Genomic DNA, 12076 nt, shown 5'->3' with positions numbered 1-12076 from the left:
CGTTCGGGTTACTTCATAAAAGCGGCGATGGCGTACCCAATCATAACCAGACACAAAACGACCTTCATAAACATCCCCGCCATGAAGCCCAGAAAGGAACCAAACGCGGCCCGCATGGCTTTGCCCGAAGCCATACCACCGTACATTTCACCACCCATCGCTCCGACAAAAGCTCCCACAAACATCCCGCCGGGAATGGGCAGAATTAAACCCAGGATGAGTCCAATCGTAGTGCCATACGTGCCGTAGGTGGTACCCCCAAATTTTCGCACGCCCCAGATGGGCACCAGATAATCCAGTACGGCAATGATGAACGTAACGATCCCGAGAACAATGAGGGTGGTAGAAGAAAACGTGGCTCGTCCTGACCAGTGCAATAGTAACAATCCTAAAAAACTCAACGGTGGACCGGGTAAAGGCAGTACGGCTCCGGCCAAACCAACGAGTAGGGCCAGTACGCCCAAAATGACTAATAAAATTTCCATACGTTTTTAGAGGTTATTGGCCTGAAAATAAAAAAAGCCATCCGTTCGGGATAGCTTTTTCACAAAAAAAGAAGTACCAAGCTTAACTGACCGGCTTGACCAAGTTCAGTTTTTCGATGGCTTTTTCGGAAGCCGACTGCTCGGCTTTCTTTTTATTGAACCCGGTACCCGTGGCGAATACTTCGTTATCGACCATGAGTTCGGCAATGAATTCCTTATGTCGGGCGGAGCCTTTTTCCGTTACTTCAAAGCGAAGGTCGCGGCCTTCCCGCTGAGCCCATTCAATGATCTGAGACTTGTAATTGATATTGGTTTCCACTACTTTATCCAGATCGAAATAACTGGAAAGCAGTCGTTTCAAAATGAATTTCCTGGTGAACTGAAATCCTTTATCGAGGTAAATCGCTCCCACAAATGCTTCCAGAGCATCGCCGTACATGGATGTACGGGCCAGTACCGTCCGGCGGTTGGGGTCGTATTCCACTAGCGTATCCAGTCCAAGTTTACGAGCCACTAGATTAAGTGATTCCCGATTCACGATCCGGGAGCGGATTTCGGTCAGGAAACCTTCGTCTTTGTAAGGATACTTTTTGAAGAGATACTCGGCCACTACCATGCCCAAGACGGCATCGCCCAGGTATTCGAGCCGTTCGTTGGAAAGTCGGACATCTTTGCCATTCAAGGGCTTACTTACCGATGTATGCATAAATGCCAGTCGGTACAGTTCCACATTGGACGGACGAGTACCGATAAGCGTAGCTACCGCTTTCTTCAGCTTTTTATCCTTGTCGGATGGTGATCTGAAAAACTGGGTCAGAGGGTCAAAGACCGTAGAAACGAATAGCGGTAGCAGCACAGTGTACAAAATTTATTGGCTGAGCCGTAGGTCAGCAACCCACGGCTCAACCCGACTATACTTTCTTGAAAACAACGCAAGTGTTGTGTCCGCCAAAACCAAAAGTGTTGCTAATAGCCACTTCTACCTTCCGGGCTTGGGGCTCATTGAAGGTAAGGTTTAAATTTGGATTAATATCAGGATCATCCGTAAAATGGTTGATCGTGGGCGGTATCAACTGATTTTTAATCGCTAGAATCGCAGCTACGGCTTCAATGGCAGCCGCTCCTCCTAACAGGTGACCCGTCATAGATTTCGTGGAACTGATATTCAGCTTGGTAGCATGTTCGCCGAACAAACGCTCAATGGCTTTTAGTTCCTGCGGATCGCCGATGGGCGTGGATGTACCGTGGGTGTTAATGTAATCAACTGATTCCAGGGGCAATTCCGCGTCTTCCAGAGCCAGCTTCATACACATGTAGGCACCGCGTCCGTCGGGATGGGGAGCTGTAATGTGATAAGCGTCGGATGACATACCGCCACCCATGATTTCGCAGTAGATTTTTGCTCCACGGGCTACGGCGTGCTCGTACTCTTCCAGAATCAGAGCGGCTCCACCTTCACCCAATACAAAACCTTCGCGGTCTTTGTCGTAGGGACGGGAAGCCGTGGCGAAATCGTCATTGCGTTCGGAAAGGGCTTTCAGAGCGTTAAATCCGCCTACACCCGCCTGCGTAACAGCTGCTTCCGATCCACCGGATACACAGATATCCATCTTACCCAAACGAATGTAATTAAATGCGTCGATCAGAGCGTTTCCTGAAGAAGCACAAGCGGATACGGTAACATAGGTAGGTCCACGGAAACCGTGACGGATGGAAATCAGTCCCGCCGAGCTATCCGCAATCATTTTGGGGATAAAGAAGGGATTGAACCGGGGATTTCCGTCACCACCGCCAAAGTTCAGTACTTCATCCTCAAACGTTTTGAGTCCACCAATACCTGCACCCCAGATCACGCCGATCCGATCAAGGTCTACTTTTTCTTTATCGATGCCCGCGTCAGCAATCGCCTCATCGGCGGTTACGACGGCGTACTGGGTAAACCAGTCCATCTTGCGGGCCTCTTGGCGAGGAATGTACGCCTGTACGTCAAAGTTTTTTACCTCACAGGCAAACTTGGTACGGAAACGGGTGGCATCGAATCGCGTGATGAGATTGGCACCGCTGACGCCTCGGGTAAGTCCGTCCCAGTATTCCTCTACCGTATTTCCTATGGGGGTAAGAGCTCCTAGTCCAGTGACAACAACTCGCTTCAATTGCATAGCGTAATAGTTTTATAATCAGGTCCGATGATTGGCTTGCCTCTTTTTGCGTAGAGATTGTTTAGCAAGAAAAATCCGAACCAATAGAATCAAAAAAATGTGCTAATCCGAAAAGAGGCACCGAAATGCCTTTTTCCAAATTAGCACCGCTGATAGATGTTACTTACTTGGCGTGTTCTTCCAGATAGGCAACAGCCTGACCGACCGTCGTGATCGTTTCAGCCTGATCGTCGGGAATAGACACATTGAATTCTTTTTCAAATTCCATGATGAGTTCCACGGTATCGAGCGAGTCAGCCCCGAGGTCATTCGTAAAGCTAGCTTCCGGCGTCACTTCCGACTCCTCCACGCCCAATTTGTCAACGATAATCTGCTTGACTTTAGCCGAGATTTCTGACATTGTGTTTGAGTGATTTGGTTCAAAAAACGTCGCAAAGAAAATTACTTGAATGCAGATTGTCAAACATATTTTTCAGAGCGAGCGTTTATTAAAAAAATTTTTCGGTTTTAAAATTCGATTAAATCGGCATTGATTTGCTTTTTCCTCCCCTTTTCTAATACAATTCTAATCCATAAAAAAAGAGAAAGTCGATCTGACTTTTCTCTTTTCAGTCGGATACAGAAAGGAATTTCTAATCGTTCGAAACTTGGCTAGCTCCTGAGGTATTGGCAGTTACGGAGGGATGACCCCGATACCGCACCTGACTGGCTCCGCTGGCATCGGCCAGTAATTTCTCGGTTACGTAGATGCGAGCCGAGCTAGCTCCGGAAACATTTACGTTTGCCTGACCAACTTTAAATTCTTCGCCTTTAAAAATGGTAGCCCCCGAAATTTTTCCGTCCAAACTTTCCGCATTTCCGTTTAAAGTAACCTGCGAAGCACCCGACAAATCCATTTGTACCTGTTTGGCCCGCGTATCAATGCTGACCTGAGAAGCTCCGGAAATGTCAATATTCATCCGATTTTGGCTACCGAAACCAGCTACTTTGGCCTGGGAAGCTCCGCTGAATCGTACCCCCGTCAGGGCGGGCATGGTAATGTGGACGTGTACCCGCTGGCGGTTATTTGAACGCCGGTGCATTTCCCGGTATCGAATCCGAAGTTGACCGCTGCTCACATTGGCTTCCAGCTCGTCGAGGTCTTTCTGTTCGCCTTCTACTTCTACTTTAAAACTACCCGGCTTCACGTCAATGATAAAGGCTGAACCTAAATCCAGGCGGTCAAAATTACTGAGATTGAATGTTTTTCTGGTTTGTGCTCCCACTGAAGTAGTAACTAGCAGGGCCAGGAAAAAGAATACGGAAGTCAAGAATTTCATGTGCTTCACAGGTTTCATGGTGAGTGTGTGATGGAAAGATGTTTTCGCTTAAAGATTTGTTGCATAGCGAATTAAAAAATACCGGACTTTTGTAGCTGCCGAAAGAATCCGTATCTTTGCGGCTCATTTCGGCAACCGCTCGACCTGTGGGATTCGATGTTGCCGATCTATCAATGAGTTAGACCATTTTAACAAAACTCTTTCAGAGGTCATGAGTGATCTGATCAAACTGGTGGAAGCTGATAATTCAGCTCGCCGGACCGACATCCCCGATTTCAAATCTGGCGATACGCTTAATGTTCACGTAAAAATTCGTGAAGGAAATAAAGAACGTATCCAGGTTTTCACTGGTGCGGTAATTCAACGCAAAAATTCTGGTACGAATGGCGAAACGTTTACGGTACGTAAAGTATCTAATGGCGTTGGCGTAGAGCGTATTTTCCCCCTTCTTTCGCCCAACATCGACAAAATCGAAGTGGTACGTCGCGGTCTGGTACGTCGTGCTCGTCTGTACTACCTGCGTGGCAAACAAGGTAAGGCTGCCAAAATCAAAGAAAAGAAAAAATAGCCTTGAGCTACTCCCTTTTAAAGGTCGTTCTTGTACAGAACGACCTTTTTTTGTACCCATTCGGAAGTTTTACGCTTTCCTTCTTTATTTTTACCATCCTTGCCTATACTGAATTTAGCTATTCCTCTCTAGACACATGAAAATTGACTCACATCAGCACTTCTGGCAGTATGATCCCATTCGGGATGCCTGGATTACCCCCGCCATGCAGGCCATCCGTCGGGATTTTTTTCCGGAAGACCTCCAACCATTACTTGATAACACCGGTATTGATGGCACTGTAGCCGTACAGGCCGACCAATCGGAAGCTGAAACGGAATTTCTGCTTACGCTGGCGGAGCAACATAATTTTATCAAGGGTGTCGTAGGCTGGGTGGACTTACGGTCGGAAACGCTGAGCGAACGCCTGGACTATTTCAAGGCATTTCCCAAACTCAAAGGTTTTCGTCATGTCGTACAAGCGGAACCCGATGATCTGTTTCTGCTCCGGACGGAGTTTATGGAAGGCGTGCGTACCCTTGGCGAATATGGTTATACGTATGATATATTGATTTACCCGAAACACCTCCCCGTCGCCCGCGAACTGGCTACGCGTCTGCCCTATAACCGATTCGTGGTCGATCACGGAGCCAAACCCCTGATTAAGCAGGGCGAACTGGAAAAATGGACAGCCGATATTCAGTCGTTGGGTAAACGCGAAAATGTTTGCTGCAAGGTATCTGGATTAGTGACGGAAGCCGACTGGGAAAAATGGTCGCTTAAACAGCTTCGCCCCTATCTGGACGTTATTTTCGAGTCCTTCGGTACTTCCCGTACCATGTTTGGTTCCGATTGGCCCGTTTGTCTGGTTGCTTCCGCTTACGAACGCTGGGTAGAGATACTAAACGAATACATGGAACCGTTTTCGGAAACTGAAAAAGCTCAGTTCTGGGGAATCACGGCTACTGAATTTTATAGTTTATAAGGTTATCTTACTACGATTAGGCTCTTTTGGTATAGTCAGGCTTGGTATCGTTACTAAGCGACAGATCCCTTAAGAACATTTAACGCATTCGTAATGAATCTAAACCTAACGAATAAAGTCATCATTGTTACGGGCGGTGCCAAAGGCATTGGCGAAGGAATTAGTAAAGTGTTGGCTGCCGAAGGAGCGATTCCGGTCATTATTGGTCGTAGTGAGTCCGATAATTTGAAAACAGTAGCAGCGATTGAAGCGGCGGGCGGTCAGGCCTTTCAGGTACCTGCCGAATTGACCCAGCCCAGCGAATGCGAAAAGGCCGTTCGATTGACGCTGGAGAAATTTGGGGTTATCGACGGACTGGTCAATAACGCCGGAGTAAACGATGGAGTAGGTCTGGAAAATGGCACTTATGAAGACTTTGTAGCTTCGTTGCACAAAAACCTGATTCATTACTACCTGATGGCTCAGTATGCGTTGCCTGCTCTGAAAGCATCGCAGGGGGCCATTGTCAACATTGGTTCGAAAACGGCTGAAACGGGTCAGGGAGGCACGTCTGCTTATGCCGCCGCGAACGGAGGCCGGAATGCCCTTACCCGCGAATGGGCCGTTGAACTGCTCAAATACAATGTTCGGGTCAACGCAGTGATTGTAGCCGAAAGCTGGACGCCCCTGTACGAACGCTGGATCAATGGCTTACCGAACCCGGAAGAAAAACTCAAGGAAATTACCCGCAATATTCCCTTACAGCAACGCATGACCACTACTGAAGAACTCGGTACTACGGTCGCCTTTTTGTTATCCAACAAATCCAGTCATACGACCGGTCAGCTCATCCACGTGGATGGTGGCTACGTACACCTGGATCGGGCTCTGGCGAATGCTTAATTAGGGAAGTTTAAAGGTTTCAGGAGGTTTAAAGTTTGAGAAGGGTTGGAGAAGTTTAATGATTAAGGTTTGAAAGGACTCGCGGTCTGAAACGACGGAATTTAGTAACGTTCTAGGTTAATACCTGCTTACAAATGGTTAGAGGCTGTATCCTGCCGTAAATCCATAGTTGCTGCACGCGTCAAACTTCACACTTATCAAACCTCAAACTATTCAAACTTTAAACCCTTTTAAACCTCCTACAATCCTAAACGTCACCACCTCCTTACACTGCTTTTCATTTTCCCTCTAATCCTTCCTTTCATGGCACTTGGACCATCGTCTGAAAAAGTAAAAATTAAAGATGGCTCGGCTTCTGGCAGTTATCTGATTCCCTTTGCTCTGGTTACGAGCTTGTTTTTCTTATGGGGCCTTGCCAACTCGCTGAATGGCTCGCTGATCAAGCAATTTCAGATTGCTCTGGACTTAAGCCGTTTTCAGGCGGGTATTGTTGATTTCGCTTTTTATCTGGGCTATTTCTTCATGGCTCTCCCGGCGGGATACGTCATGCGAAAGTTTGGCTACAAAAAAGGAATTCTCTTTGGCCTGATTCTGTACGCGGCCGGAGCTTTTCTGTTTTACCCCGCCGCTAGTGCTCGCGTGTACGGTTTCTTCCTCTTCGCTTTGTTCATGATTGCCAGTGGCATTGCCTTTCTGGAAACGGCAGCAAACCTGTACGTAACGGTATTGGGCGATCCGGAAACGTCAGAATGGCGGTTGAATTTCTCCCAGTCTTTCAATGGGATCAGTCTGATCTTAGGGCCTATCATTGGAGCGTTGTTCATTTTCTCCCAAACCGAGTACACGCCTGAAATGCTGGCAGCCATGCCCGCGGCCGAAGTAGAGGCCATACGCGTACAGGAAGCTCTCTCGGTGCAGGGACCTTATCTGGCCATTGGCTCCATCGTAGCTTTTGTTGCTTTGATCTTTGCGGTAGTGAAAATGCCAGAAGTGGGGGCAGAAGAAGAAAAATCAGCCGGAAAAATCTCCATTACGCACCTATTCCGTCACAAACACCTGGTATACGGGATTATTGCTCAATTCGCCAACGTAGGTGCTCAGTCCGTGCTCTGGGGCTATTTCGTGGACTTCAAGCTGGATTTCTCCCGGGAAACTCACTGGGTTCTGGCCGAAGGCTGGATGAAAATCATCAGCAGTGTCAGTGGCCTCGATGCCTCTTCGCTTTCCAATACCCAGATCGCTGGCTTCCATGCTTCGTTTGCACTGGTACTGTTCATGCTGGGTCGGTTTGTGGGAACTTCACTCATGACCCGGATGCCCGCCCAACGTGTACTTACGATTTACTCCATCGCCGCTGTGGCTTTCGTAGCCGTTGCTGGCCTTGCGGGTGGCCTGGTCGCCGTGATTTGCCTGAGCATGACCTACTTCTGCCAGTCCATCATGTTCCCGACCATTTTCGCCCTAGCAACCAAAAACCTGGGTGTTGAAGCAAAGATGGCCTCCTCCTTAGTGATCATGAGTATCGTGGGCGGAGCGGTGCTACCCCTGGTAGCGGGGTTGCTTTTCCCATCCGGAGCCGCCATGGCCTTGCTGGTGCCCTTTGTCTGCTTTGCTTATGTCGTATTTTTTGCCATCAAAGGCTACAAAGCTGATTAGTAGTCGAGATTCGTTTCCTAATTTATCGCCAGAAGCCGGACCCCCACCGGCTTCTGGTCATTTAGAGCTTTCCTTCTATCTAAATTTTTCTTAAAGCCGATCCTTTCCCCCTATCTTTGTGTTTATATAGATAGTTTGCTATAGTCTGTTTTCCATTTGTTTAAGAAAGTAGTAGCTTTTTCTACCTACCCTTCCTATCCTGACCGAAAGCGTAGACGATTATGGGGCCGTGAATCGTTCCATTAGAGAACCGCAAACTTGAACACTAAAAACTGAAAACTAAATCGAATGAGTGGATGGATTATGGCTGGGCAGTTACTGCTGGGCCTTTCGATACTGGTAGGTTTACACGAGTTTGGCCACTTCTTCTTTGCCAAGCTTTTCAAAATCCGCGTCAACAAGTTTTATATCTTTTTTGATTTCCTTTTCCCTCTGCCTAACGTTGCCAATTTTGCCCTTTGGAAGAAGAAAATTGGTGATACGGAATATGGTATTGGCTGGTTCCCCCTAGGAGGTTACGTTCAGATTGACGGGATGGTGGATGAAACGCAGGAAGCCAATCAGCTGGCTTCTGAACCCCAGCCCTGGGAATTCCGCTCCAAACCCGCTTGGCAACGTCTGCTGGTCATGTTGGGAGGAATCATTGTCAACGTCATCACGGGAATTATCATTTTCTCATCCCTCTCGTACCAGAACGGATACAATTACATTCCCGTGTCCGAGGTAAACAAGAACGGGATTGTAGCGGGCGAACTGGCTCAGGAAATTGGGCTGCGTACGGGCGATAAAATTCTGAAAGTAAATGGTCAGCCGATCGAAGATTTCCGTCAGGATGTAGTAGGTCAGGTTCTGCTCGAATCCAACAGCAATTATACCGTCCAACGGGATGGCAAAGAGCTGGTCATTCCGATCCGAAACGATTTGGCGGGCCTGCTGGCTCGGGATAACAACCCCGAACGTTTCATCAGCACCTTCGCCACTCTGGGCGAAGTGGTGAAAGTAGCCGAACCGGAAAAACCAGGTTTGTTTGCCAAGATTCTAGGCGAGAAAAAGCAGAACTTACCAGCCTACGAAGCGGGTATGAAGGAAGGCGACAAAGTCGTTAGTATCAATGGAAAGCCCCTGACTTATTACCACGAATTTTCTCAAACGGTAGCGGCCAATAAAGGCAAAGTTATCGACGTGATGGTTGATCGGAAGGGTAAGATGCTGACGCTTAAACCCCGCGTGACTCCCGAAGGTAAACTGATGGTTTTCCTGAATCGGACGCCTTTACAGACGCCGGCTCACGTGGATTACAATTTTGGCCAGGCTGTAGCAGCGGGTACCTACGATGCCTTCGACGTAGTAGCGAAAAACGTAAAAGGTTTTGGTAAGATTTTTAAAGGTGAAGTAGCCGCTAGTGATGCCATCAGTGGCCCTGTAGGAATCAGTAAACTATACGGTGAAATCTGGGATTGGAATCACTTCTGGACGGTAACGGGTCTGCTTTCGATGGCTTTGGCCTTTATGAATGCCCTGCCGATTCCGGCCCTCGACGGTGGTCACGTTATTTTCCTGCTTTATGAAATGATTTTCCGCCGGGCTCCTTCGGAAAAATTCCTCGAACGGGCCCAACAAATTGGTACCATTTTGTTGCTAGGCTTGATGGTCTTTGCGATTGGTAATGACTTGTTTAAGTAAATGATGAAGTGTCTAAACCTGCGGCCCTGGCTGAGCGTAGTACTGATGTTGGCCTGCGTACCGTTGTTTTCTGCCTTTCACCGGCATAAACATGATTTCCACAACAGCCTCACCGAAATGCGTTATGATGCTCGGAACAAGGTGTTTGAAGTAGAAATCAAGTTGTTTACCGATGATCTGGAAACGGCATTGAATAAAGGTCGGACGGGAGCTAAAATCCGTATTCAAGACAAGGATCAGAATGATCGGCTGGTTGAAGCGTATATCCGTAAGCACTACAAGTTTTTAAACGCGGCTGGTCAGGCGAAAGCTTATCAGTACGTTGGAAAACAGAATGAAGTCGATGCCACCTGGATTTTTGTGGAAATGCCCTTTACGGAGAACATTAAAGGCTGCAAGCTTCAGCAATCGGCTCTAACGGATATTTTCGATGATCAACAAAACATTGTCAATTTGACCTTTGGCTCCGAGAAAAAGTATTTCCTTTTTAATGAGAAAATACCAACTCGGGTGATTGAATAGTACTTATCATACTGATAAAAAAGAGGCGGACTGATTGTATCAGTCCGCCTCTTTTTTATCAGTATTTTCAGCTACCTCCCAAATCAAACTTACTCCTTCACCAGCCGTCCCCCTCGCAGTAGCTCATACACCTTTTCAATATCCGGGTCCTGATTTGCCAGCAGATCGATTGCGGTAAAAGTGATTGGATGATCGGGAATCACGCCGTGCCCTTCGTTTGGATCGGTTACGGCCGTTAAGGCTTTGAAAAGCGGAAAACGGATGCGTAAATGACTTTGCGGTAAGGTTAGATAAGGGATGGTCCAGGCCGTACAGCCATTGCGGCCCCCACCCGTCTCACGACCAATGATGACAGCTCGTTTCCAGAACTGTAAATTAGCAGCGGTAATGGAAGAAGCCGAAAAAGAGCCTCCGTTGGTTAGAATATACATATCACCGTGGTAACCGTACTTGCGAATGGGCTTTTGCGTACGCGTAGCATGGCGAATAATCCGCCGGCCATCGGGCAGCGTTTTTGCCACCACTTTCAACATGAAGGTACGGGCCAATCGCTCATTGGTATAACGATTATACGTAGATGAATACGGCAGGCTTTCCACGGACTGATACGCCTGAAAAGGCTGATCCATCACGTACCGCATCAGCAAATTACTGGCAGCCACCCGCCCACCCCCATTGTTACGTAAATCCAGCACTAGGTGTTGTATATGATTGCGTTCAATCTGCCGGAACAATCGCCGAAATAACCGACGGTAATTATTGATACTAAACGTATTTAAATCCAAAATAGCCAAACTGGAATCCCGTGAAGAAATTGATAAACGGGCATGCCGGTTACCATACGTTTTTGCCGGTGCGAGTGCGGGCACGTTAGCTGGCCGAACCTGTCCCGTTACGGGCCGAACGGATGCTACAACGGCTCCTTTAGGCTTTTCCTCTTTTTTCCACTGAATCTGGTACGTTTTTTCCCGCTTTAGCGAATCCAGTACCGTTACATCGTAGGTCTCTTTTTCGCCGTACCAGTAGCGGTAATACGTTGGGAAATTATTTAGAATCGTAGTATTCTTGAAGGTCTGATTATACCCATCCGAAATCACCAGGCTCCGTAAGGTATGGTACACTTCACGGGCGGGGCGGCCATCAATTTTTACCAATTCTTGTCCTTTCCAAAGCTCGGGCTGGTTACTAAAATTGGAGGAAACGAAAATTCGGTCGGTCATTTCAAACACACTCAATGGAAAATCCTTGGGCGTATGGTGTTTCCGCCAACGTTCAAAGCTTCTCGAACCTCGTACATTCGTATGCCCACAATGGATGAGCTCAACCAGAGGATCAAGCTGACGCCGAAATTCCATTTCTGTCATGGGGCGATTCAAGTTCTGTGCGGTCGCGTCAAATGCCGAATCGAGTTTCGCTTTCGAGGTATACCAGTACAATCCCGGATGTCCCGCCTCCAGGCTGGCTCGCATAATCTGGAAATCTTTCTGTAATTGTTGCGGCTGATACGTACGCTGGGGCGAATACGATCGCGGAGAGCAGGCGGATAGTGCCACTCCAATCAACAACCAACTAAACAGACTTTTCATAGATAGCCGGAATAAAGTTTTACGCAGCAATGTATGCAAAGTAATGGCGTAACTTTTTTCGGAGAAACTGCTTATCATCTTAAGAAAATTCTTGCTCCTTAACCCTGAGAGTCAGCCACTAAGGCAGAGTAAAAGTACAAATTCTTAACACGTTTGGAACCGATTAATTCCAAACGGTCTTAATTTTATATAAACGAAATCAACCCCAAAAAGGTATGGCGACGGCGAATCTCACTTTGATTGAAGCCCTGC

General features: G+C 47.6%; 12 protein-coding genes. 6 read left to right on the top strand and 6 right to left on the bottom strand.

Annotated features, from left to right (window positions below; all coding sequences use genetic code 11):
• Positions 1-8: 8 nt before the first annotated feature.
• The 5 genes from ACOJTG_RS16855 to ACOJTG_RS16835 all read right to left on the bottom strand — a co-directional run bounded on the left by ACOJTG_RS16855 (position 9) and on the right by ACOJTG_RS16835 (position 3963).
• Positions 9-485, bottom strand: a complete 477-nt coding sequence (locus ACOJTG_RS16855) for a DUF456 domain-containing protein (RefSeq protein WP_420154898.1) — start codon at positions 483-485, stop codon at positions 9-11.
• An 82-nt stretch (positions 486-567) separates the two neighbouring features.
• Positions 568-1341 (bottom strand): ribonuclease III, encoded by a 774-nt coding sequence (gene rnc, locus ACOJTG_RS16850; protein WP_243406312.1) that lies wholly within the window; start codon positions 1339-1341, stop codon positions 568-570.
• 55 nt (positions 1342-1396) lie between these two features.
• The gene (gene fabF, locus ACOJTG_RS16845) at positions 1397-2644 is read right to left on the bottom strand and encodes a beta-ketoacyl-ACP synthase II (protein ID WP_420154897.1); all 1248 of its coding nucleotides are present in this window, start codon (positions 2642-2644) and stop codon (positions 1397-1399) included.
• Positions 2645-2807: 163 nt separating this feature from the next.
• Positions 2808-3044: an acyl carrier protein gene (locus tag ACOJTG_RS16840; RefSeq protein ID WP_094814133.1), complete on the bottom strand. Its 237-nt coding sequence runs from the start codon at positions 3042-3044 to the stop codon at positions 2808-2810.
• 232 nt (positions 3045-3276) lie between these two features.
• The gene (locus ACOJTG_RS16835; RefSeq protein ID WP_420154896.1) at positions 3277-3963 is read right to left on the bottom strand and encodes a head GIN domain-containing protein; all 687 of its coding nucleotides are present in this window, start codon (positions 3961-3963) and stop codon (positions 3277-3279) included.
• Positions 3964-4174: 211 nt separating this feature from the next.
• On the opposite strand from ACOJTG_RS16835, the gene rplS reads away from it, so the two are divergent.
• From rplS to ACOJTG_RS16805, 6 genes are all read left to right on the top strand, one after another.
• Positions 4175-4531: a 50S ribosomal protein L19 gene (rplS, locus tag ACOJTG_RS16830; RefSeq protein ID WP_094814135.1), complete on the top strand. Its 357-nt coding sequence runs from the start codon at positions 4175-4177 to the stop codon at positions 4529-4531.
• A gap of 136 nt (positions 4532-4667) precedes the next feature.
• The gene (locus ACOJTG_RS16825; protein ID WP_420154895.1) at positions 4668-5495 is read left to right on the top strand and encodes an amidohydrolase family protein; all 828 of its coding nucleotides are present in this window, start codon (positions 4668-4670) and stop codon (positions 5493-5495) included.
• 93 nt (positions 5496-5588) lie between these two features.
• Positions 5589-6377, top strand: a complete 789-nt coding sequence (locus tag ACOJTG_RS16820) for an SDR family oxidoreductase (protein WP_420154894.1) — start codon at positions 5589-5591, stop codon at positions 6375-6377.
• A gap of 303 nt (positions 6378-6680) precedes the next feature.
• Complete coding sequence (gene fucP, locus ACOJTG_RS16815; protein WP_420154893.1) at positions 6681-8033, top strand: L-fucose:H+ symporter permease; 1353 nt, start codon at positions 6681-6683, stop codon at positions 8031-8033.
• A gap of 288 nt (positions 8034-8321) precedes the next feature.
• A complete protein-coding gene (gene rseP / locus ACOJTG_RS16810) occupies positions 8322-9716 on the top strand; it encodes an RIP metalloprotease RseP (protein WP_420154892.1) in 1395 nt (464 codons plus the stop codon).
• On the top strand, positions 9717-10238 hold the full coding sequence (locus ACOJTG_RS16805) for a DUF6702 family protein (protein ID WP_420154891.1): 522 nt from the start codon (positions 9717-9719) through the stop codon (positions 10236-10238).
• A gap of 89 nt (positions 10239-10327) precedes the next feature.
• On the opposite strand, the gene ACOJTG_RS16800 is transcribed toward ACOJTG_RS16805, so the two are convergent.
• Positions 10328-11824, bottom strand: a complete 1497-nt coding sequence (locus ACOJTG_RS16800; RefSeq protein WP_420154890.1) for a S41 family peptidase — start codon at positions 11822-11824, stop codon at positions 10328-10330.
• Positions 11825-12076: the final 252 nt, after the last annotated feature.

The organism is Siphonobacter sp., from assembly GCF_048595215.1.
Lineage (GTDB): Bacteria > Bacteroidota > Bacteroidia > Cytophagales > Spirosomataceae > Siphonobacter.
The sequence above is the reverse complement of the archived record's forward strand: the minus strand, read 5'-3'. Positions and strand labels throughout refer to the sequence as shown.